Annotated in this window: 18 protein-coding genes; 8 read left to right on the top strand and 10 right to left on the bottom strand. The window is 57.4% G+C overall.

Features of this window, described 5'->3' with window-relative positions:
- Nucleotide 1: 1 nt before the first annotated feature.
- The 4 genes from U5K34_RS12255 to U5K34_RS12240 all read right to left on the bottom strand — a co-directional run bounded on the left by U5K34_RS12255 (nucleotide 2) and on the right by U5K34_RS12240 (nucleotide 5,340).
- Nucleotides 2–559, bottom strand: a complete 558-nt coding sequence (locus tag U5K34_RS12255; protein WP_322568685.1) for a hypothetical protein — start codon at nucleotides 557–559, stop codon at nucleotides 2–4.
- Nucleotides 560–653: 94 nt separating this feature from the next.
- Complete coding sequence (locus U5K34_RS12250; protein ID WP_322568684.1) at nucleotides 654–2,459, bottom strand: GGDEF domain-containing protein; 1,806 nt, start codon at nucleotides 2,457–2,459, stop codon at nucleotides 654–656.
- A 148-nt stretch (nucleotides 2,460–2,607) separates the two neighbouring features.
- On the bottom strand, nucleotides 2,608–4,422 hold the full coding sequence (typA, locus tag U5K34_RS12245) for a translational GTPase TypA (RefSeq protein WP_322568683.1): 1,815 nt from the start codon (nucleotides 4,420–4,422) through the stop codon (nucleotides 2,608–2,610).
- Between the two features lie 207 nt (nucleotides 4,423–4,629).
- Nucleotides 4,630–5,340, bottom strand: a complete 711-nt coding sequence (locus U5K34_RS12240) for a response regulator transcription factor (protein WP_322568682.1) — start codon at nucleotides 5,338–5,340, stop codon at nucleotides 4,630–4,632.
- 480 nt (nucleotides 5,341–5,820) lie between these two features.
- Here U5K34_RS12240 and U5K34_RS12235 point away from each other — a divergent pair, with 480 nt between their 5' ends.
- A complete protein-coding gene (locus tag U5K34_RS12235) occupies nucleotides 5,821–7,689 on the top strand; it encodes a putative bifunctional diguanylate cyclase/phosphodiesterase (protein WP_322568681.1) in 1,869 nt (622 codons plus the stop codon).
- An 11-nt stretch (nucleotides 7,690–7,700) separates the two neighbouring features.
- Here U5K34_RS12235 and aroG read toward each other — a convergent pair whose 3' ends face one another.
- The 5 genes from aroG to U5K34_RS12210 all read right to left on the bottom strand — a co-directional run bounded on the left by aroG (nucleotide 7,701) and on the right by U5K34_RS12210 (nucleotide 14,455).
- Nucleotides 7,701–8,765 carry a 3-deoxy-7-phosphoheptulonate synthase AroG gene (gene aroG / locus U5K34_RS12230; protein ID WP_322568680.1) on the bottom strand — a complete coding sequence of 355 codons (1,065 nt, stop codon included), beginning with the start codon at nucleotides 8,763–8,765 and terminating at the stop codon, nucleotides 7,701–7,703.
- A gap of 270 nt (nucleotides 8,766–9,035) precedes the next feature.
- Nucleotides 9,036–9,908, bottom strand: coding sequence for a dienelactone hydrolase family protein (locus tag U5K34_RS12225; RefSeq protein ID WP_416224097.1), 873 nt, complete (start codon nucleotides 9,906–9,908; stop codon nucleotides 9,036–9,038).
- Between the two features lie 272 nt (nucleotides 9,909–10,180).
- Nucleotides 10,181–11,422, bottom strand: coding sequence for a hypothetical protein (locus U5K34_RS12220; RefSeq protein ID WP_322568678.1), 1,242 nt, complete (start codon nucleotides 11,420–11,422; stop codon nucleotides 10,181–10,183).
- A 79-nt stretch (nucleotides 11,423–11,501) separates the two neighbouring features.
- Nucleotides 11,502–13,916: a putative bifunctional diguanylate cyclase/phosphodiesterase gene (locus U5K34_RS12215; RefSeq protein ID WP_322568677.1), complete on the bottom strand. Its 2,415-nt coding sequence runs from the start codon at nucleotides 13,914–13,916 to the stop codon at nucleotides 11,502–11,504.
- Nucleotides 13,917–14,116: 200 nt separating this feature from the next.
- Nucleotides 14,117–14,455, bottom strand: coding sequence for a rhodanese-like domain-containing protein (locus U5K34_RS12210; protein ID WP_322568676.1), 339 nt, complete (start codon nucleotides 14,453–14,455; stop codon nucleotides 14,117–14,119).
- Nucleotides 14,456–14,564: 109 nt separating this feature from the next.
- On the opposite strand from U5K34_RS12210, the gene U5K34_RS12205 reads away from it, so the two are divergent.
- From U5K34_RS12205 to U5K34_RS12190, 4 genes are all read left to right on the top strand, one after another.
- Nucleotides 14,565–16,775 carry a tRNA(Met) cytidine acetyltransferase TmcA gene (locus U5K34_RS12205; RefSeq protein ID WP_322568675.1) on the top strand — a complete coding sequence of 737 codons (2,211 nt, stop codon included), beginning with the start codon at nucleotides 14,565–14,567 and terminating at the stop codon, nucleotides 16,773–16,775.
- A complete protein-coding gene (locus tag U5K34_RS12200; RefSeq protein ID WP_322568674.1) occupies nucleotides 16,772–17,062 on the top strand; it encodes a hypothetical protein in 291 nt (96 codons plus the stop codon). The genes U5K34_RS12205 and U5K34_RS12200 overlap by 4 nt, the downstream gene beginning before the upstream one ends.
- A 101-nt stretch (nucleotides 17,063–17,163) precedes the next feature.
- Nucleotides 17,164–18,045: a PfkB family carbohydrate kinase gene (locus U5K34_RS12195; RefSeq protein ID WP_322568673.1), complete on the top strand. Its 882-nt coding sequence runs from the start codon at nucleotides 17,164–17,166 to the stop codon at nucleotides 18,043–18,045.
- Nucleotides 18,046–18,051: 6 nt separating this feature from the next.
- Nucleotides 18,052–18,411 carry a hypothetical protein gene (locus U5K34_RS12190; RefSeq protein WP_322568672.1) on the top strand — a complete coding sequence of 120 codons (360 nt, stop codon included), beginning with the start codon at nucleotides 18,052–18,054 and terminating at the stop codon, nucleotides 18,409–18,411.
- Here U5K34_RS12190 and U5K34_RS12185 read toward each other — a convergent pair.
- Complete coding sequence (locus tag U5K34_RS12185; RefSeq protein ID WP_322568671.1) at nucleotides 18,396–18,593, bottom strand: PA3496 family putative envelope integrity protein; 198 nt, start codon at nucleotides 18,591–18,593, stop codon at nucleotides 18,396–18,398. The genes U5K34_RS12190 and U5K34_RS12185 overlap by 16 nt on opposite strands.
- 222 nt (nucleotides 18,594–18,815) lie before the next feature.
- Between U5K34_RS12185 and U5K34_RS12180 the strand changes: the two genes are divergently transcribed.
- The 3 genes from U5K34_RS12180 (at nucleotide 18,816) to U5K34_RS12170 (ending at nucleotide 21,891) form a co-directional block, all read left to right on the top strand.
- Complete coding sequence (locus U5K34_RS12180; RefSeq protein ID WP_322568670.1) at nucleotides 18,816–19,664, top strand: LysR family transcriptional regulator; 849 nt, start codon at nucleotides 18,816–18,818, stop codon at nucleotides 19,662–19,664.
- Nucleotides 19,665–19,837: 173 nt separating this feature from the next.
- Complete coding sequence (locus tag U5K34_RS12175; RefSeq protein ID WP_322568669.1) at nucleotides 19,838–20,872, top strand: putative zinc-binding metallopeptidase; 1,035 nt, start codon at nucleotides 19,838–19,840, stop codon at nucleotides 20,870–20,872.
- Nucleotides 20,869–21,891: a D-alanine--D-alanine ligase family protein gene (locus U5K34_RS12170; protein WP_322568668.1), complete on the top strand. Its 1,023-nt coding sequence runs from the start codon at nucleotides 20,869–20,871 to the stop codon at nucleotides 21,889–21,891. Before U5K34_RS12175 ends, U5K34_RS12170 begins: the two co-directional genes overlap by 4 nt.
- The last annotated feature ends 57 nt before the right edge of the window (nucleotides 21,892–21,948 follow it).

The raw sequence follows: 21,948 nt of genomic DNA, 5'->3' as shown, positions 1-21,948 counted from the left end.
CCTAGTCCTTAACCGGTTCGCCCCGATACCCCATGGCGGCGGCAATGCCGGCCAGTGCCAGGCCGATCAGGATCAGAAACGGGCCAATGCCGGTATTCAGAACCGTGTTAGCCCAGCCCAGACCGAAAACCGTGCCCAGATAGAGCATGCCCGAATGCAGGATAGCCCCGGCAATAAACACCCAGCTGATCACCTGCTTGAAGATGACATTCACCGCCAGGAAACCGAGCACCACGCCGACCGCGATATTCAACAGGGATTCGAGATTACCGTGCGCATGCGCCCCGCCCTTGATGGCGTCGATCTCGCTTTCAATATTGAACAACTTGTTCAGCGACAGCACCCCGGCCGTATTGGCCTTCGCGATTTCCTCGCCACTCAACGGCTCCAGCATCTCCTCGAAATCATTGGTCTGCAGCTGCTGCAGACGGCCGACAGCGGACTGCTTTTCCTGGACCGCCGCGCCATAGGCTTCATATTTGTCGACCATGACAAGGCCCAGTGCCGCGGTAAAAACCAGATAAATAAAACCGAAAACGATGTTCTTTTTACCAACCATGACCGCCTCCTTGTGCTGCTTGCTTTTTATTGATGGGGAACCATCATAAAGCCTTCACCGGACGGCGCCAAGGTGTCACAAAGGGAAATGCGGCTTAACTGTCGGGACGGCGTCGACGATCGACAAAAACCCGGCTGCCCTGAAGTGCTTTTGCCTCCCGTTTGGCGGCGGTCGCCATGGCGGCAATGTCATGGTGAGAATAGCAATACTCGATATCCGGCAAGACCAGCCCGATGGAGACGGTCAGCAAGGGAAAGAAACTTTCCTGGCCCTGTCGATTCCGGGCCCGAATTCCTACGGCTTGCTGGTCATCCGCACTGTAAAACCGGGGGACCCGGCTGTGAAATTCCTGCTGGATATTGCTGCAAATCTGCTGCCAATCCTCGCTTTGTAAGATAAGTATGAAATCATCTCCGCCGATATGGCCGACAAAATCCTGCTTTGCATTAGTCTTTTCCACCATCACCGAAGCCAGACATTGCAATACCTCATCACCTGCCGCATACCCATAAACATCATTAAATGGTTTAAAGTTATCCAGATCGCAATAGGCAACCGCGAATGTTGCTTTTTGTCTGATCAAATCGTCCAGTAGCTCGTAGATAGGCACATTGCCTGGCAACAGTGTCAGTGGATTGGCATAACGGACATTGCGAATCTGAAGATCGGTGATTTTACGCAAGAGATCGACAACTCGACCAATACCCAGCAACTTATGACCGTCTGTAATGATGAAATCATCTTCCAGATGAACCTGCATGCTGTCGGTAACGAGCTGGCTGACTTCCTCTACCCGCATATTCTGTTCCACCACAACCGGTTCCTGGTCCATAAATCGGGCAATCGGCTTGCGTCCGTACAGCTCCCTGCCGTAGCGGCTTGAGGCATATATTTCCATCAGCTTGAACCGGCGAACCATACCGACAGGCCGGTTCTGTTCATCAATGATCGGCAAGGAGTGCAGGCTCGAAGTAGAATGAAACAAATCCACCACCTGATCAAGACTCGCGGATGGTGGCAGTGAAGGAACTTCACGCGAAATACTGGCCACGGTGTCGGAGAGCCGCGCAATTCCCATACGGACATCTCCGTCCCGGACACAGTCACATAACAGGTGATCGATACAGCTCACCGGTGTCGATGCCGGCCGGGCAAAATAATATCCCTGTCCAAGAACAATCCCCATATTACAAATCGTTCGATACTCTTCCCTGGTTTCAATACCTTCGGCAATCACTTTGCATTCCAGCCCCCGGGCAATATCCAGTATCGAGCGAACAAATTCTTTTTTGACCGGATCCTCATTAATCCCCTGGATAAAGTGGCGATCAATCTTGACGTAATCAGGACGTAATTCGGACCACATGCGCAGACCCGCATAACCTGCGCCGAGATCGTCTATCGCAATTTCAAATCCCATGGACCGGTAGTAATGCAGCGCTTCACGCAATAGTTCGTAATTATCCAGCGGATGTTGTTCGGTCAGCTCGATGACTACCGACTCGGGGCTGATACCCAGTCGCCGCAGGGTAGCCAGCGTCTTGCCGTGGGGATGGTCCGCATCGAGTAACACTGCAGGTGCACAGTTGATAAACAGCTTGCCCTTGAGTGTCAGTCGATGGAACTGTTCGATAATGAACTGCCGGCAGCCCAGATCCAGCTCGCTCAAATGTCCCCATTGGCTGGCGAATTCAAACAGCGACTGTGGATTGTGAAAGACACTGGCCGAGGGCCCCCGGATCAACCCTTCATAACCGATAATGCGTTGTTGCTCCAGATCTATTATTGGCTGATACAACGAGGCAAAACGGGATTGCTCGACAATCCCGACAAACTCCTTCAGCAGGGCGTGCTCCGGTCTGGAGGCACTAGAATCGGTTGAGGTGGCGGAAACAGGCATCAGCAATCTAGTCAGGTGAATCACGCCCGGGACGGGGCGTGCAAAATCTCACGCTAATTCTAGATTGCCCGGATGACAGCCGGATGACAGCGGACCAGCATGACGCCTGGATTACACCGCATGTGCAGATACATCCGGATCACTTAATTTAGCTGGCGCGCGCCGCCTTTTTGCGTTCGTGCTCCTTGAGGAATTTCTTGCGCAGGCGAATATGGTTCGGGGTGACTTCCACCAGCTCATCGTCATCGATGAACTCCAGCGCCTGTTCCAGGGTGAGCTTGATCGGCGGGGTCAGCACAATATTCTCGTCCGTCCCGGCGGCACGCACGTTGGTGAGCTGCTTGGCCTTGAGCGGGTTGACCACCAGATCGTTGTCACGCGAGTGGATGCCGATGATCATGCCTTCATACACATCGGTACCGTGGCCGATGAACATCCGTCCACGCTCCTGCAGGTTATACAGGGCATAGGCGAGCGCCTTGCCGTTGGCATTGGCGATCAGCACGCCGTTGTTGCGCTGGCCGAAATCGCCTGTGCGTAACGGCCCATAGTGATCGAACACACTGTAAAGCAGGCCGGTACCTTGGGTGGCGGTGAGAAACTCGGTACGAAAACCGATCAGCCCGCGCGAGGGAATAATAAAGTCGAGCCGCACCCGACCCTTGCCGTCGGGCGCCATGTTGGTCAGCTCGGCGCCACGCTGGCCGAGTTTTTCCATTACCCCGCCCTGATGCTGTTCTTCCACATCCACGGTCAGCTGCTCGTAAGGTTCGTGCCGCTGGCCGTCCACCTCGCGGTATATGACCTCGGGGCGGGAAACGCCCAGCTCGTAGCCTTCGCGGCGCATGTTCTCGATCAGGATCGACAGATGCAGTTCGCCGCGCCCGGAGACCCGGAACTTGTCCGGATCCCCGGTCGGCTCGACGCGCAGGGCGACATTGTGAATCAACTCCCGCTCCAGGCGCTCCTGGATCTGACGCGAGGTGACGAACTTGCCGTCCTGCCCCGCGAAGGGCGAGTTGTTGACCACGAACATGACGCTCACGGTCGGCTCGTCCACCAGCAGGGCCGGCAGGGCCTCGACCTTGGCCGGGTCGCACAAGGTGTCGGAGATATTCATGCCGTCGATCCCGGTGATGGCGACAATGTCACCGGCCTCCGCCTCCGGCACTTCCAGGCGCTCCAGACCCAGAAAGCCCAGCACCTGCTGGACCCGGCCATTACGCCGTTTGCCGTGACGATCCACAATCACCACATTGGTGTTGGTGCGCAGCTTGCCGCGGGTGATGCGGCCGATGCCGATGACCCCGACATAACTGTTGTAGTCGAGCTGGCTGATCTGCATCTGCAGCGGAGCATCGGGGTCCACGTCGGGATAATTGACCCGATCGACGATTGCCTGGAACAACGGGGTCATATCACCGTCGCGCACATCGGACTCCAGGCCGGCGTAGCCGTTCAGGGCCGAGGCGTAGACCACCGGGAAATCGAGCTGCTCATCCGAGGCGCCCAGGCGGTCAAACAGATCGAAAGTCTGATCCAGCACCCAGTCGGGACGCGCGCCGGGGCGGTCAATCTTGTTAATGACCACGATCGGCTTGAGACCGCGGGCCAGGGCCTTCTCGGTGACGAAGCGGGTCTGGGGCATGGGCCCGTCCACCGCGTCCACCAGCAGCAGCACCGAGTCGACCATCGACAGTACCCGTTCCACCTCGCCGCCGAAATCGGCATGGCCGGGGGTGTCGACGATATTGATCCGATAATCCCCCCACTTGATCGCGGTGTTCTTGGCCAGGATGGTGATGCCGCGCTCTTTTTCCAGATCGTTGGAGTCCATGATCCGCTCCTGCACCTCCCCCCGGCTCTCCAGCGTTCCGGACTGGGCCAGCAGCTTGTCCACCAGGGTGGTCTTACCATGGTCAACGTGGGCAATAATGGCGATGTTGCGCAGATTCTCGATCACAAAAGTTCTCCAACGGGGTCGGCAAAAGGGGCGCATTATACGGGAACTGGACGAAAAACAGGCAAGATATTTCGCTCTCCCGACGGGATTTCACCACGGCTAAAAAAAACCGCCCCGGCGCGGCGCGCAGGAAAACCACCGAAGTCATTGAAAACACGAAAAAATAGCGCACGGATGGCACCACCGGCGCCGGGCGAGCGGTCCCCCTCAGCCGGCGGCGGAGCCCTGTTCTTCGGGCGGGATCTGCTCCAGCCGGTAGCCCTGGTGGTAGATAGAACTCAGCCGCCAGCCCTGCTCGGGGAACAGCTCGAGTTTTTTGCGAATCCGGCTCATGTGGGTATCCACGGTGCGGGTATTGAGACTGGCGTCATATCCCCAGACGGAGGAGAGGATGTGATCGCGCGACAGCAGGCGCCCGACATTATGGAAAATCAGGGTCACCAGATTGAACTCCTTTTCCGTCAGTTTCACCGGCTCGCCGTGGCGGGTAATCAGGCGCGACTCCTGGTCGATTTTAAATTCATTGAGGGTCAGCACATCCTGCGGGTTCGCCCGGTGCGAGCGGCGCGTGACGGCATTGATGCGGGCCAGTAACACCGGCTGGTGAATCGGCTTGACCAGGTAGTCATCGGCGCCCTGGTTAAGCATTCTGACCATATCCTCTTCGGAATCCCGGGCGGTTACGAAAACGATCGGCGTATCCCATTCGGACTGCCGTTTCAGGCGCGCAAGCACCTCTTCACCGGACAGTTTTGGCAAGAACCAGTCCAGCAGCACCACATCGAAGCTCTCATTTGTGGCCTGACGGAGAAAATCCTGCCCTTCCTGATAGCTGACGCACTCATGCCCGGCCTCTTCCAGCCACAGGGAAAGCAGCTCTGCCATAGCCGAATCATCTTCCACCAGCGCGATACGCACGGTTACCCAACCCCCAAACGCTAATTAACCCGAACTGTTTTTCTTATATCCCAGCAATCATTTGCTGTTATATCCAGACAATCGCTTGCCTGATAGATTCAATCAATTATTTTATATGTATATAGCAGATTTGCACTGCCCGTGCCAACGATGACCCGCTTCCCCTGCAAGATACCCTGCAATGTGACAAACGTCCCCCGTTCACTCCCTTTTTGCCGGACAAGCCGAATGACCGAGCACAGCGGTTAGGTATGAGCGATAAAATAAGCCCCGCTCAATCCGGGAGGAAGCGGGCGACAGGGATGACAGTAAATGAGAGAAGGTTCACCCTTAACAGCATCGCACAGGCTTTTAATAATGTTATTATTGATTCGTTGCCCGGCCAGTTCGGGCTGCCCGATCTTGCCGCGACGCTTTCGCCGCCTGTTCACTCTGCATCCTGGCCAATACCAGCACAAGGAAGGACCCGGATAACTCATTATGAGTCTCGGCCGCAAACTTTTCCTCGGATTCATCAGCGCTTCGCTGTTCGGTATCACCCTGTTCGGCTATATCACCTATCAGGCTACCCGCGCTGCCCAGCTGGACGAATTCGAACACTCCACTTCCGCCAATGCCCGACAACTGGCGGCTATGCTCAGCGGCCGGGAACCTGCCGAGGTTCGTTCCTTACTTGAGCGAGCCCGTCCGCATCAGCAAATGTCTGACTATAATCTGCTGGTGACCGACGCACGGCAAAATGTCCTGTTCATATCTGCCGAACAAAGTATCGATACTCAAACGCTTCGGCATATTCTTGGCAGTAGCGTCAGTGAAGGCCATATCGATGCCGGTAAACACTACCTGCTCTGGTCCGGGCAGACTGTACCGGATAGTGCGCTCTCCCTTTACCTGTTACGCCGAACCGAAAAAAGCGGTTTCACCGATTTCCTGAAAAGCTCGGGTCTGCCACTGGCCATTGCCAGTCTTATTTTGCTGTTGCTCGCCTTATGGGGTGCGACGATCCTGACCTCGCTTTACCAGCGACTTGAGCGCCAGCGTCAGGAGCTGAAACACCAGACCCTGCACGACGGCCTGACCGGTTTGCCAAACCGGACTTTTCTGGTAGAGCAGACCGAGCAACGCCTGAAAAGAAATCTGCCGGAAGGCGAATGTATCGCGCTGGTCATTATTGACATAAACCGCCTCAAGGAAATCAATGACACGCTTGGCCATTATGCCGGTGATACGTTGCTTTGCCAGTTCGCCGATCGGCTGCGCGACGCCATCCGATCTGATGATATCCTGGCGCGCATCGTCAGTGATGAGTTCGCCCTGCTGCTGGACGGCGTATCCCAACAGGCCGTACTGGCCACAACCACGCGTATTCAGGAAAGCCTGAGCGAAGGCTTTTTACTCGAGGGACACGAGTTTTACGTGGGTGCCAGTATTGGCGTAGCGTTTTACCCCGAACATGCCCTGAACGCGATCAACCTGATTCGCCACGGAGAAATGGCCATGTACGCGGCCAAGCGTATCGGTACCGGCATTGCGTTTTATGATGAAACGCACAATACCAGTACACTGGAACAGCTCAAACTGGTTAACGACCTGCGCACCGATCTGGAAAACCGGAATATTCAACTTTATTTTCAGCCCAAGGTGGATCTCAAACATGAACAGCCTGTCAGCCTGGAAGCGCTGGCCCGCTGGGAACATCCCGATCATGGCTATATCGCCACCAGCCGGTTTATTCATATTGCCGAAAATACCGGCCTGATCAACCCACTTACCTGGTGGGTAATGGAAGAGGCACTTAAAACAAGTTGTCTGCTACAGGAACAGGGGATCGATCTGAAAATGGCAATCAACCTGTCGGTCTGGAACCTGCAGGACCTCGATATCGTCGACCATTTACGCCGGCTGCTCGAACTGTATCGGGTTGATCCCTCCCGGATCATGCTCGAGATCACCGAAACGGCCATGATGGTCAACCATAAACGCGCCCTGCATACACTGCAGCAGCTGCATGATCTCGGTATTCGTTTCTCGATCGATGATTTTGGAACCGGTTATTCATCGATGGCTTATCTCAAGCGACTGCCGATCAGCGAAGTCAAAATTGACAAGAGTTTTATCAAGTCCATGGACAGACAACCGAATGATTCATCGATGGTGCGCGCCATCATCGATCTGTCTCACGACCTGGGGCTGACGGTAGTCGGTGAAGGGGTCGAAAGCCGGGAAATTGCCGCTATGCTGCGCGAACTCGGCTGCGATCAGGCGCAGGGCAGTTACTATGCCGACGCCCTGCCGTTCAATAAATTACTCAAATGGCTGGAAAACAGAGTACTCAGTACTGAGTACTGAGTACCGGGTTTTCAGGCTGCTTTATGCTTGCGCCGCTGGCGCACCGCGCTGGCCAGTTCTCTGAGCAGTTCCTCGCTCTCCTCCCAGCCGATACAGGCGTCGGTGATGCTCTGCCCATAAACCAGTGATTTGTCATCCTCGACATCCTGGCGCCCGCCAATCAGATGGCTTTCGATCATCGCGCCCATAATACGCTGATCGCCGGCGGCAATTTGCCCGGCGACATCGCGACCCACATCCAGTTGCCGCATATGCTGCTTCTGGCTGTTGGCGTGGCTGAAGTCGATCATGACCTTCTCTTCCAGCCCGGCTTCACGCAGTTCCTGGCAGGCGGCGTCGATGCTGGCGGTATCGTAATTGGGCTGTTTGCCGCCGCGCAGAATGATATGACAGTCTTCATTGCCGGTGGTGGCGAAAATGGCCGAATGGCCCGCCTTGGTCAGTGACAGGAAATTGTGTGGCTGGCTGGCGGCGCGAATCGCATCGATGGCGATCTTGAGCGTCCCATCCGTGCCGTTTTTGAAGCCGACCGGCGAGGAAAGTCCGGAGGCCAGTTCACGGTGTACCTGGCTTTCGGTCGTGCGCGCCCCGATCGCGCCCCAGCTGACCAGGTCGGCGATATACTGCGGGGTAATCAAATCCAGGAATTCGGTACCGGCCGGCACGCCCAGGTTGTTCACATCCAGCAACAGCGTGCGTGCCAGGTGCAGTCCCTTATTAATGTTGAAACTCTCATCCAGATCCGGGTCGTTGATCAGCCCTTTCCAGCCGACGGTGGTGCGCGGCTTCTCGAAATAGACCCGCATGACAATCAGCAAATCCTCGCCCAGCTCCTCGCGCATCGCCTTCAGGCGCCCGGCATATTCGACCGCAGCCTCCGGATCATGCACCGAGCAGGGTCCGATGATCACCAGAATACGATCGTCGCGACCGCGCAGAATATTATGGATCGCGGTGCGGGTCTCGAAGATGAGCTTCGAGGCGGTATCGGTCATCGGACAGTCGCCATGCAGCTGCACCGGCGGAATGACCTCCTTGAGCGCGGTAATCCGCAGATCGTCAGTTTTGTATTTCATATTCATAGCTGCCAATTCTAACGCAACCGGAGCAAAAAATGTTCACCTCATCGGCCTGATCCGTCGCCTCCTCCCACCAGGATGCTGCCCGAGGGACAGAACAGTAGACCACCGAAGACACCGAGAGTCACTGAAGGCAGCGAAGCGGGAACCTGTCTTACTGACCGTCAGCATATTCTTTTTGGTGTTTTCGGTGCCTGTTCGGTGTCGTCGGTGATCCCTCTGCCGGCTGTGGAACCGGGGAACGACCGCAAACCGCCCCTGGGGCGGCTAGTCCGCCCTCAGGTGCCGGCGCATGAAATCGGCCGCACGCTGGATGGCGTCCTTCGAGGCGAGTTCGTCGGCAAAGGTCCGCACACTTTCCGGACGAAAGTCGAAACCCCGGCCGACACCGGGATAGACGATCAAATGCGCGGGCTTGCCGTCTTTTTGCAGGGATTCAATGCTGCTTTCGATGACCCGCCGGCGCTGGTACTGCTCCTGCTCGCCGATAAAGACCAGCACGGGGATTTCCAACTGCTCGACTTCCCCGGCAAACCCGTAGACCTGCAGCGGCTCCGGGGCATTGGGATCCTGCAGATGCGGATAATAGGAAACATAACAGGCCACGTCCGACTTCTGACGCCCGAACGTGGTGGCCACCTTCAGGGTGTAATACCCGCCCCGGGTATGGGAATAAAGACAGATCCGGTCACTGCTGATGTCCTGGCGCGACAGCAGGGCGTCGACACCCCGATTGACGTCCTTCTCCAGCGCATAATCGTGTTCGATCGGGTGGGTGCCGATGAAATGGGCCTGATAAATATCCGGCGCCAGCACCACAAAACCCCGGGCCGCCAGGCGCCTGACGTGACGCCGGATCAGATCATCCAGCCCGCGCCGACCGTGCTGGAACAACACCGCCGGAAACTTGCCGGCCTGTTTCGGTCGCGCCAGCATGGCGGGGATGGTGACCCCGTCGCTTTCGTAGTTGTGCTCTTCGACCACAACCTCGTAATTGCGCGGCGCCTCGATCACGCCCTCGTTCCACCAGGCCTCGCTCCACCACAGTTCCTTTTCGATCTGTGGCTCATCATGCGCCCCGGCCGATATCGCCGCCAGCCCGAGACACAACCCCAGAACATATCGATTCATTTCAAACATCAACTGATTTACCTGAAGCAACACACCAAAACGCGCAATCTTACCGGGACAGACGGCAGAGGTAAATCTTCCTCTTATTTAATATACAGTAAATAACGCAAAGAACGCGGAGGCGCAAAGGACGCAAAGTACATATTGTTAACAAACTTTTTATCGCCGTTGCTTTACTACCAGTTTATAATAATAACGGCTGACGGTTTTATGAATTCTATTCTTTGCGTTCTCCGCGCCTTTGCGACCTCCGCGTTATTTTCCAGTGGAAGCAAGAAGAGCTATTTAAGGTCGAAGCGGTTGCGGCGCTGGACGAGTTCGTCGTTTTTCGCCAGCCCATCCAGATAGGTCGTAAAATCCGGCGGGGTAATGTTTTCAGCCTGAATTTTTTTCTGCAGTCTTTCGGCGTGCTTGATCACCGGTTTGTAAATTTTCATCACCCGGACATTGGCAAGCCACTTGAGCGCCTCCGGTGCCTCGGGATGTGATGTGGTCGCCAGCTTGTGGAACAGTCGCATGACATTGCGTGAGTTGACATCGATACCGCCCATGTGACCGTAGGAGTGTTCCTGCGGGGGGAAGATGGGCGCAATGATACGCAGTAACTGGGCGTCCATCATCGGGGTGAATTCAACACCGGTATCCGCATCCTTGGCGCCGACCTGCATCATAAAGTCGAGCAGGGGCAGAACCTTCTGTTTTTCGCGGCCAATAAAATTGGCCATGTGCTGCGCGAACTCTTCCGGGGAAAGTAAAAATGCAATGGCCAGCCAGTAGAGACGCCGGCTTTCATCCTTGATGCCATTCTCATCATTGAGCAGATCACGGGCCGCCTGCAAAAACTCATCGTGGTCCACATACCGCAGGGCCGCGAACACCAGTTCCCTGAAGGTCTTCAGCTTGCAGTTCTTCCAGTGAATCAGTACCGGCAACAGCACTTCCCGGTTCAGGTCGGCATATTTTGAATCGGCGATAATGATGCGCAGTCCTGGCAACATCTGGGCATCATTGTTGATCAGCCCCTGCCAGAAACCGTTAAGCGCGGGGGCCGAAATAGAAGCATCGGTGAGCAGAGCATCAAACCATTCATCCTGGTGATCGGTTTGATTGGCAAAATGAAAACAGATCGCCGACTGCAGGACCGTTTGCGGAAGTTGCTCCACCTTGTCAGGCTCGGTTTGCATCAACCTGTCGAGGCCGGCCAGCAGCACATAACCGGCGGGCGAGCTTTCGTGTTTAGCCAGCTGAGCACCAATCTCATAGGGCGTGAGGATATCATCGCGCTCAAGCGCGGCAACAAAGCCGGATAATACGGCCTCGCTGACTTGCTGATTGGCAAGCATGGCAACCTTGTCCGCCGGCGCAATGGCATCCTCTATCTCGTAAAACATGCCAAGGTAGGCGCGGGCAAAAGGCTCCAGCACCTGCATGTCCGCCCCATTGCGCAAGGTATCCAGCTGCCCGAGCAGTCGCTCGTCGTTTTCCTTGCGGGCCTGCTCGAAGGTATAGTCCGAATCACTCATTGAAACCGCCAGAATCGGTTAACGTTGTCAAATCACGAGACAACTATTATAGAGAGTGACGCGATAACATGACAGACCGTTATGCCGATAGCGGGAATGGCCCCCTTTCTATCAGGGTAATAAACGCCTCAATGCGTATCGGTTTGCTGAATAAGAAGCCCTGTACGCTGTGCGCGCCGTAGGTACGCAGGAACTCGAGCTGACCGGGATGCTCGACTCCCTCGCCGACCACTTTCAGCTTGAGACTCTCGGCCATGGCAATGATCGCCTGGCATAATTGCTTGTCACCGTCATCGGTTTCCACATCGCGAATAAAGCTGCGATCGATCTTGATCTCGGTAAAGGGGAAACGCTTCAAATAGCTCAATGAGGAGTAACCGGTGCCAAAATCATCCAGCGACAGAGATATCCCCATTTGACGCAACTCACCCAGCACCTCGACCGTATGACTATCCTCTTCCAGTAACAGCGATTCGGTGATTTCGATCTTCAACCGGGACGGTTCAACCTTATGTTCACGCAATATATCCCTCAGATGCCGGGCAAAGTCCTGATTACGAATCTGACGCGAGGAAATATTGATCGCCACTCTGGCATCCCCAAAACCGTGTTCGGACATGGTGCGTAAATCGCGACACACCTGATGGATCGCCCAGTCACCGATCTCCACAATCTGACCGCTCTCTTCCGCCAGCGGGATAAACTGGGCCGGCGAGATGGGCCCCATTTCCGGACTTTCCCAGCGCATCAGGGCCTCGGCACCGATAATATAGCCGTTTTCGATGTCCACTTTCGGCTGGTAAACCATATATAGCTCGTCACTGGACAACGCCCGCCGCAAGCGGTATTCCATGGCCAGCCGTTCGGCAGCCCGTTCATTCATACCCTCGGTATAGAACCGGTAGGTATTCTTGCCAGTCTGCTTGGCCAGGTACATCGCCGCATCGGCATTACTCAACATGGTATCCACGTTAGCCCCATCATCCGGATAACCGGCAATACCGATACTGGCGGTAATCAGAAACTCGCGATCCTCGATATACACAGGTTTGGTGAGACGGTTGAATATCTTGCTAACGGTTCGCTCCACATCCGTGAGCTGTACCAGGCCCGGAATAATAATCAGGAATTCATCGCCGCCCCAGCGGGCCACGGTGTCACTTTTTCGCACGCAACTTTCAAGATTGTGTGCCATTCGAATCAGCACCCGATCGCCAAACTTATGCCCCAGGGTATCATTGATATCCTTGAAGTTATCCAGATCCACAAACAACACTGCAGTATGCATATTAAAGCGCCGGGAGTGATTGATTGCCTGCTCAAGGCGATCAATCGCCAGCATCCGATTGGGAAAATCCGTCAGGGGATCGTAATAGGCGCTGTGAATCAGTTCGGCTTCGGCCTGTTTTTTGCGGGTAATGTCGTGCATGACATGTACCATCGCCCGGGTTTCTGTCTGATAGTCGAACGGCGTCAGGGTGACTTCCCGGTACTCGCCGCTTTCGGGATAATAAATCTCGAAATTTTCCAGTGGCGTCCCGGTATCAATGTTATGGCAGACGACACATTCGTCTTTTTGCATTCTGCGCGGATGAAAAACGTCATGGCAGTCCTGTTCCAGCATTTCCTGCCGCGGCAGGCCGGCCGCCTTCTCCGCGGCTTTATTCACCTGGATAATCCGCCCATTGTTATCGACTACAATGGCAGGATCGGGCACGGCATCGTAGGTACTCGAGGCGCGGGTCAATATCTGATAAGGCTCACTCAGGCTGGTGCGTACCACGGCCAGAAAAATAAGCCAGTAAGAGAGAAACTTGAAAATATGTCCGATAACAATCGGTAAACTGAAAAGATCTATATAGAGTGTAAAGCTCAGCTCGGCCGCCACCGTGCAAACAATCGAGGCAACCATAAGCCGGTAGATATGCCTGTCCAACAGCCGGCGGTAATGCGTTAATACCCCAATCGCGGCAAACAGTAACCCGACAATCAGATACTCACTGACAATTTTGGCCCGGGTCAGCCCGACCCCTTCCACAAACATGGCCGGAAAGTGTTCCTGCAACACCAGATAGATCACCACGATCGAACCACCACCAAATACCAGCAGCAGTGCCCGTTTCGGTATCCGGTAACGGAAAAACAGCGGCGCGCTCAGCAGCAGGGTCGCTTCCAGATAGCGGGTCACAATCCAGAACTGGATGCTGGCATTGCCGCCATCCAGCGCCAGCACCCCCATTCCCGTAAAGCTCAGGGTATGCATCAGATCCAGCACCCCGATCCACAGATAGCCGGTGCCCAGATACATCAGAAAATGGTTGCGCGAAAATCCGTAGGTGTACCAGGCGACCATCGCCAGCACGATGGCCACCATGATGGCGAACAGTTCGGCCAGGGTATGAAAGAGCAAAAAATTGTAGCGGCTGACAACCACCAGCACGGCAATCAGCAACAGCGGTACCAGCCAGCCCTGCACGGCCAGCGTTTTATGCAATTTCGGGAACCGGTTTCGAAGAGGGCTGAGTGTCACAGTTATTATCGTTACCGTTATCGCCAGTGTTGAGACAATAACGGCAGATCCCTGATATTACTTGAATAATTTCCCCGCAAGGCGGGCAACAGGGAGAATCCGGAGGAAGGGTATTCCACACCCGGCCAGCGCCGGGCGTGGAAAGGAGGGGGAGAGCGAACGGGTCAGACAGCCCGCGGCAGGGCCACCTGCTGACCGCTGGAGGCCCAGGCGATCATCCCCCCGCGCAGGTTGTAAACCCGGTCGAAGCCTTGCTGCTGCAGGTACATGCAGACCTGGGCCGAGCGGGCCCCGCTGCGACAGACGACCACCAGCTCCTGGTCTTTTTGCAGCTCGTTGAGCCGCACCGGGACGGTCGCCATGGGCATCGGATCGGCGCCCGGGAGGGTACCGCCGCGGATTTCATTCATTTCACGCACATCGATAATGCGAAACCCTTCGGCCTTGCTGTCGTACCATCGGGCCAGTTCAGGGGCATCGATTTCCTTGATATTCCAGTGCATGCGTCTCTCCGGTTTATCACGTGTCGGGATAGTATATTAGTGCTTTCTTATATTTCAACCCCGATTGGCCCACAGTGTGAGCCCCTCCAGCCCCGAACCCGGACCGCAAATGTCCCGCAGTCGTGTAGGATCGAGCCCATTCCCCGATTGCGACAAGGCCATGCCCCGGACCGCCGACACAACCCACACCAGGCCATTCGCCGCCGTCGCGGCCCTGCAACAACAGGCCCGGGCCGCCAACCAGCGGGCGCTGGTCATCGCCGCCGGCAACCCCGCCTGGAGCCGGCCGCTGGCCGACCGCCTCTGGTCGCAAACGCCGGTCGAACAGCGCCTGTGGCTCGGCGAATCCCCCGGTCAGCCACAACAACTGGCCCCGCGCCACGCCGTGCAACTGCTTGGCCAGGAACGCCAGCTGGTGATCCTGGACGCCCATGCCGGTTTCTCTGCCGATGCCTTCGGCGCCATCAGCGGGACGCTGGTGGGCGGTGGCCTGTTGTTGATGCAGGTGCCGCCGCTGCCCGACTGGCCCGGACAAACGGCGGCCAATCCCTATACCTGTGCCGACTCGCGTTTTATTCGCCACCTGATTCGCCACATCCGGCAGGACCCGGCCCCGCTGTTGCTCGAGGAACCGGACCGGCTGCGCCCGAGCGCGCATGCCTACCCCGCCAGCGCAACCCGCCCCGCAGTCTCTCCCTGTCGCAGTCGCGATCAGCAGGCGACCGTGGCGGCCCTGCTCGAGCTGGCCGACCAGACGCCTGCCCGCCCTCTGGTGATCACCGCCGACCGGGGCCGGGGCAAATCGGCGGCGCTGGGCATCGCCGCCGCCCGGCTGTTGCAACAGCGGCGCGGTTATCGCATCGGGGTCTGCGCCCCCAGACCGGCGGCCTGCGCGCCCCTGTTCGAGCGTGTCCGCGCCCTGCTGCCCGACGCCACGGCGGCGCGCAATCGCCTCGAATATGCCGGGGGCAGCGTGCAATTTCTGGCTGCCGATGCGCTGCTGGCGCAACACCCTGCGCTGGATCTGCTGCTGATCGACGAGGCCGCCGCCCTGCCCGTGCCGGTGCTGGAGAACCTGCTGCGCGCCTATCCCCGCACGGCCTTTGCCAGTACCGTGCACGGTTACGAGGGAACCGGACGCGGCTTCAGCCTGCGCTTTACCCGGGTGCTCGACGCGCTTGCGCCCGGCTGGCAGGCGCGGCAACTGGATGAACCGATTCGCTGGGAGGCGGGCGATCCGCTGGAACAATTTGTCTTCGACGCCCTGTTGATGAATGCCGAACCGGCCGACCCCGACCCGGCTATCACCCCGGCCGGGTGCCGGTTTGTCGAGCTGGATCGGGATGCGCTGATCGACACGCCCGCTTATCTGCGCCAGCTGTTCGGCCTGCTGGTGCTGGCCCATTACCGTACCCGGCCCGAGGATCTCTACCGCCTGCTGGACGCTCCCGATCTGCGCCTGTTTGCCCTGGAACAGGCCGGGCAGCCGCTGGCGGTGGCCGTGCTGGGCATCGAAGGCGGGTTCGATGCGAGCCTTGCCGAGGCCATCTATCGCGGCCGGCGGCGACCGCGCGGCCATCTGCTGGCCCAGAGTCTGGCGTTTCACGCCGGTGTACCCGATGCCGCCCGCTATCGGTACGGCCGGCTCCTGCGCATCGGCGTGCACCCGCTGTTGCAGCGCCGGGGGCTGGGCAGTGCACTGCTGGAGACGCTGATCGGCACGCTCGGGCGCGAGGCCAGCCTGGATGCCATCGGCGCCAGCTTCAGTGCCGGGGCGAAATTGCTCGCCTTCTGGCAGCGCGCCGGATTGCAGCCGGTGCGCATCGGCCTGACCCGCGAACACACCAGCGGCCTGCCGTCGTTGCTGGTTCTCAAACCGCTGAGCCCGGCCGGCCAGTCGGTGTTCGAGCGCGCCCGACAGCGGCTGGAACAGCACTGGCCCGCGCTGCACGAAGGCGTGCTGCGGGATCTCGATCCGGCGCTGGTCGAACAATTGCACCTGCCCGTTTCAGCCCCGCCGGAACCGGACCTGAATCGCGCGGATCGGGAGGATATCGATTCCTTCGTGCACGGCCAGCGCGGTTACGAAGTCTGCGTCTGGCCGATTGAAAAACTGATCGCCCGGCTACGGGAGCACCCCCCTCTGTTCGAGCGGCTGGACCCGGCCGATCAACAACTGCTGCTGCGCAAGGTCGTCGACAAATGCGACTGGCCGACACTCGGCGCTGAGTTTAAGCTGGAGGGACAAAAAGCCGCCCGGCGGCAGTTACGTCAGGCGCTACGGCGCGCCTGGCAACGCTGGCAAGAGGAGTCCTCATGAATCAGGAAGAAGAGATCATGCAAATGATCAATCTGCTGGCCGGCGCCGCCCAGGCCGGGGCGCAGGGGGTACTGGCCCAGGCCGCCTTCAACCTGATGCGCGCCTCCGAGGCGGTAGTCAAGGCGCGCAAAATGCAGATGAATGAAACGTTCCAGCAGGCGGCGATGGATCAGTTACTGTCTGCCCGCCAGACGCTGTTCCAGGCCCTGGAACTGCCCGATGCCATGCACGAGGCCCGCCAGGACATTATCAACACGGGCCGGGTTACCTATAATCCCGAGCAATAGACGGGCCACGACCGCAGTGAATACTTACCCTGTCGCGCCCCGTTTTGCCCCGTGGTGTTTTGGGGTAAGCTGCGCGCCCGTTTGCTTACCGAACCAGGCTCATGAGTCGCATACTCTGCACCGGCATCGCCACGCTCGACATCATCAATCAGGTCGACCACTATCCGGCCGAGGACGAGGAATTGCGTGCCACGGCGCAGTTCGTCCGCCACGGCGGCAACGCCGCCAACAGCGCCTGCGTCATGAGCCAGTTCAATCATCAGGTCGAACTGCTGACGACGCTGGGAGAGGATGCCGCCGGGCAGAGGATTTGCCGGGATCTGCAACATTACGGGGTAAACACCCGGCGGATCGTCACCCTTGCGCAGGGACGGACCCCCACCTCCTATATCACCCTCAACCAGGGCACCGGATCGCGCACCATTGTTCACTACCGGGATCTGCCCGAGTTGCGCCCCGGGGATTTTCCCCTGCGGGAGGTGGAGCGTTATGACTGGTTTCATTTTGAAGGGCGCAACATCGAAAGCCTGAAGACGATCCTGGCACAGCTTGCGGCGCAACGGATCGATCAGCCGGTGTCGATTGAAATCGAAAAACCCCGTCCCGGCATCGAACAGCTATACCCCTACGCGGATATTCTGCTGTTTTCCCGCGCATTTGCCCGGGCCCATGACTATACTTGCGCGGATGCGCTGTTCGACGATCTGCGCCGGCACGATATCAGTGCGATCCTGATCTGTGCCTGGGGCGACGAGGGGGCTTTCGCCTGTGATGCACAGGGAAACCGTTATCATGCGCCGGCTTCGGTCCCGATCCGGGTGATCGATACCCTGGGAGCCGGCGACACCTTCAATGCCGGCATGATTCTGGCACTGCTGGAAGGTCGCCCGCTCGACAGCGCATTGAGCACGGCCTGTGAACTGGCCGGGCGCAAGGTGGGACAAAACGGTCTGGCCGACCTCAATTCGTCAGAGGGAGAGTAACAGCCCATGAAGTTCAATCTGCTAGCGGTGGGGCAACAATTTGAATACCAGGGCGAGACCTATATCAAATCCACGCCGCTCATCGCTCATCAGGTGGATACCGGCGAGCAACGTCTGATACCGCGCTCGGCCATGGTGGTCAGCACCGATGCGCCTGCCGGAAAGCCACCACCGGTCAACAGCGAGATTGAGGCGCAACAGCTGCAAGCCGCCTTCGCCGAGCTGGAACAGGCGCTCCACCAGCAGTTCGGGGAAGATGAGGATTTCGGCCGGGCCTTCGAACAGGCCCGGCAACGGTTTTTCGAACGTCTTGGCCTGGCGGCAACGCCCGTGTCGCCACGGGTGAAGGATCATTCGCCCTCGTAGTAATAATCGTCCAGCAATCGGCGCAGGCGCATCATTTCCATATGTTCCTCGAGTTTTTTACGCGCGGAGTGACTGTAACGCGCGCGGGAACTCTCGTTATCAAAAATATCACTGGCGCTCAGCTCATCGTCCAGCAACCCGTCATCTTTATCCAGCATGCCTTCACCCTGTACAACATACATAGCGGTTAACCTCCAGCGGGACACCGACCCTGAACGTCGGCTTCGCCCCGATTTATCTGCGCGTGATTTACCTGCGCTGTGATTTACCTGCGCTATTTAGTGCTCCTAAAGGTTCTCGTAAAGCAAAATTAATTAATTGACACTATCGTCATTTTGAATTGATATTGGCGCCATGAAGCCCCGCCCGGGGTCACTGCGGGATAACCGTCCGGTACCAGGTCTATGGATATTCACGACTTCGCCACCTTCCTGGAGGTCAGCCGTACCCGCCATTTCGGTCAGGCGGCCACGAATTTGTGTATCACCCAGTCCACGGTCAGCGCCCGGATTCGCCAGCTGGAACAGCAACTGGGCACACCGCTGTTTATTCGCGAACGCAACAACATTCAACTGACCCCGGCCGGGGAGAAAATGCTCGCTTACGCCGAAACGATCACCACGGCCTGGAACCGGGCGCGACAGGAGGTCGGCATGACCCGGGCCGGCAAACTGCCGTTGAGTCTCGGCGGCATTATCAGTTTGTGGGATATCCTGTTACAGCAGTGGATTCAGCAACTGCACCAGCAGCACAGTGAACTCGCCCTGCAGGGCGAGACCCACGGCAATGAGGTGCTGATCCGCCGCACCCTGAGTCACACCCTGGATATCGCGGTGGTGTTCGATGCCCCGCAAAACGATCAGCTTGTCGTGCGCGAGCTTGCCACCATCAAGCTCATACTGGTTGCCTCGCAGCCGGGCAGTGCCGCCGATACCATGCGGCAGGATTATATTCTGGTCGACTGGGGCACCTCGTTTTTAACCCGCCATGCACAGGAATTTCCCGAACTACCCATGCCGACCCTGCGCATCGGCCAGGGACGCATTGCCCTGGAGTTCATTCTTAACTGCGGCGGCAGTGCCTATCTGGCCGAGCAAATGGTGCAGCCTCATCTGGACGCGGGACACCTGCAGCATATCGACGATGCGCCGGTCATCGAGCGCAGTGCCTATGCGGTATACAACAGCCAGAATAACAAAGCAGATCTGATCGAACAGCTTCTGGATGAGAGGACAATCAGCCCGAGCGGATGAAAACAACCACTGAACACACTGAAGTCACCGAATACGCCGAACTCATATAAAGGGTTGCTTTTAAATTTCGATGTTATCGCTGACTTCAGTGCTTTGCGTGTGACTCCTGTTACCCTTTGACTGCCGAGGCGGTGGTCTGGTTTTACGCCGGGCAATCGTTTACTGTTTCTGATATGAGTGCCAAGGCAAGCAAAGCCCCGCGTAACTGGCCCCGGCTGTCCCGGGAGCGGCTATTAAAGTTGCGCATTTGCGATCTGGGACTGCGTATCGAAGACAGCACGCTGGGTGCGCCGCTCAAACAACTCTATCGCGAGCTGGAACAAAAACAATTGCGCTTTCGCCCGCATGTCTGGCTCTCCGATGAGTGGTTCTGTCCCGATGGTGTGCCCGGTTTCGCGATGCCGTTTTTTCTGGCGCATGCCCGCCTGCGACGTCTGGAGCGCGAATTCATGCTCGAGGTCGAAGGCGGCGATCGCGCCTGGTGTATGAAACTGATGCGTCATGAAACCGGCCATGCCCTGCTCAATGCCTATCGCCTGGACCAGCGTCGCGACTGGAAGCAAACCTTCGGCCGACCGTCCATTCCTTACCCCGATACCTATCTGCCCAGACCCTATAGCAAGCGTTACGTGCTCAACCTGCCCAACTGGTATGCCCAGAGCCATCCGCACGAGGACTGGGCCGAAACCTTTGCGGTCTGGCTCAACCCCGGCTCGGACTGGCGCCGCCGTTATCGCAACTGGCCGGCATTGAAAAAACTCCATTATGTCGATGAGCTGATGAACGAAATTCATGACAAGCCGCCGCGATTGCGCAACCGCCAGAGGGATACGCCGGTCGAAAAAATCCGCACCACGCTGGGGGATTATTATGCCGACAAGATCTACCGCTACGGACTCGACAGCCCGGAATTCTCCGACACGGATCTCACCCGGCTGTTTTCCGCCGACCCCGAGTACCGGCGCCACGAGAAAGCCTCGCGCTATATCCGCCGACACCGGCGCGAAGTCATCGTAATTGTCGAGCGCTGGACCCATGAATACCGCTATCGCATCAACGAAGTGCTTAACGAAATGATAAAACGTTGCGACGAAATGCAACTGCGTGTCATCGACAGCAAGCAGGACACCTTTCCCGATCTGGCCGCCTGCGTCACCATGCTGGTGATGAGCAAACTCCACAGCGGAGGTTTTCATATCGCCTTATGAAAAAACTCAAGGTTATGATGCTGTTGCATCCCGAGATGGTACCGCCGGAGGATCTCACCAATATGGACGATCCTCGCCATGACAAGTACCGCACCGAAATGGATGTTAAACTCGCTCTGCAGACACTCGGACATGACGTGCTCATTGTGCCGGTACACGACGATATCGCCCCCATTCGCCAGGCGATTGATGACTGGAAACCTCATATTGCCTTTAACATGCTGGAAGATTTTGCCGGCTTCGGCGCGCTCGATTTCTATATCGTCAGTTATCTCGACATGCTCGGTATTCCCTGCACCGGCTGCAATGCTCGCGGCCTGCTGTTGTCCCGCGACAAGGCGCTGTCAAAAAAACTGATGGCCTATCACCGTATTCGGGTACCGCGCTTTCGGGTTTTTCCCATGTCACGCAAGGTCACCATGAAACGCGCCGCCAATCTGCCCTATCCGATGATCGTCAAATCCAAAATCGAGCAGGGCTCGGTCGGCATCGCCCAGTCCTCCTATGTGGAAACCCCCGGGGAACTGATCGAACGGGTACAACAGGTGCATAAAATGACCGGCGAGGATGCGATCGCCGAACAGTACATCGAGGGACGCGAGTTATATGTCACCGTGATGGGCAACCAGCGACTGGAGGTCTTCCCCTTTCGCGAACTGGTGTTCGACAAACTCGATGAAGGGATGCACCGCATCGCCACCTATCACGTCAAATGGAACGATGACTATCGTGAAAAATGGGGTATCGATTACCAGTTTGCCCGTAATCTCCCCCAGGGCATGGAAGAGACGATCGTGCGTATCGCCAAACGGGTCTACCGGGTACTGGAGATGTCGGGCTATGCCCGGCTGGATTTACGTCTGGCCGGCGACGGGACAATCTATGTGCTGGAAGCCAACGCCAACGCCGCCATCAGCCGCGACGATGATGTGGCCTATGCCGCACAAAAGGCCGGCTACAGCTACCAACAACTCATCCAGAGGCTGCTCAGCCTCGGCCTGCGCGCCAGTCGGGCCTGAGCCTGCTGTCATCGGTCTGCCATCCTTTGCTAAACTGGTCACGAATCCGGCTGCATT

This window comes from Thiohalophilus sp., from assembly GCF_034521165.1.
Lineage (GTDB): Bacteria > Pseudomonadota > Gammaproteobacteria > UBA6429 > Thiohalophilaceae > Thiohalophilus.
Note: the sequence above shows the minus strand (reverse complement) of the source record. Positions and strands in the feature narration are given on the sequence as shown.

Coding starts and splice junctions, on each gene's coding strand:
- U5K34_RS12180 (WP_322568670.1), top strand. CDS start 18,816: ATGGATATTCACGACTTCGCCACCTTCCTGGAGGTCAGCCGTACCCGC.
- U5K34_RS12175 (WP_322568669.1), top strand. CDS start 19,838: ATGAGTGCCAAGGCAAGCAAAGCCCCGCGTAACTGGCCCCGGCTGTCC.
- U5K34_RS12225 (WP_416224097.1), bottom strand. CDS start 9,908: ATGTTTGAAATGAATCGATATGTTCTGGGGTTGTGTCTCGGGCTGGCG.
- U5K34_RS12255 (WP_322568685.1), bottom strand. CDS start 559: ATGGTTGGTAAAAAGAACATCGTTTTCGGTTTTATTTATCTGGTTTTT.
- U5K34_RS12220 (WP_322568678.1), bottom strand. CDS start 11,422: ATGAGTGATTCGGACTATACCTTCGAGCAGGCCCGCAAGGAAAACGAC.
- U5K34_RS12210 (WP_322568676.1), bottom strand. CDS start 14,455: ATGCACTGGAATATCAAGGAAATCGATGCCCCTGAACTGGCCCGATGG.
- U5K34_RS12200 (WP_322568674.1), top strand. CDS start 16,772: ATGAATCAGGAAGAAGAGATCATGCAAATGATCAATCTGCTGGCCGGC.
- U5K34_RS12190 (WP_322568672.1), top strand. CDS start 18,052: ATGAAGTTCAATCTGCTAGCGGTGGGGCAACAATTTGAATACCAGGGC.
- aroG (WP_322568680.1), bottom strand. CDS start 8,765: ATGAAATACAAAACTGACGATCTGCGGATTACCGCGCTCAAGGAGGTC.
- U5K34_RS12235 (WP_322568681.1), top strand. CDS start 5,821: ATGAGTCTCGGCCGCAAACTTTTCCTCGGATTCATCAGCGCTTCGCTG.
- U5K34_RS12185 (WP_322568671.1), bottom strand. CDS start 18,593: ATGTATGTTGTACAGGGTGAAGGCATGCTGGATAAAGATGACGGGTTG.
- U5K34_RS12195 (WP_322568673.1), top strand. CDS start 17,164: ATGAGTCGCATACTCTGCACCGGCATCGCCACGCTCGACATCATCAAT.
- U5K34_RS12170 (WP_322568668.1), top strand. CDS start 20,869: ATGAAAAAACTCAAGGTTATGATGCTGTTGCATCCCGAGATGGTACCG.
- U5K34_RS12250 (WP_322568684.1), bottom strand. CDS start 2,459: ATGCCTGTTTCCGCCACCTCAACCGATTCTAGTGCCTCCAGACCGGAG.
- U5K34_RS12205 (WP_322568675.1), top strand. CDS start 14,565: ATGTCCCGCAGTCGTGTAGGATCGAGCCCATTCCCCGATTGCGACAAG.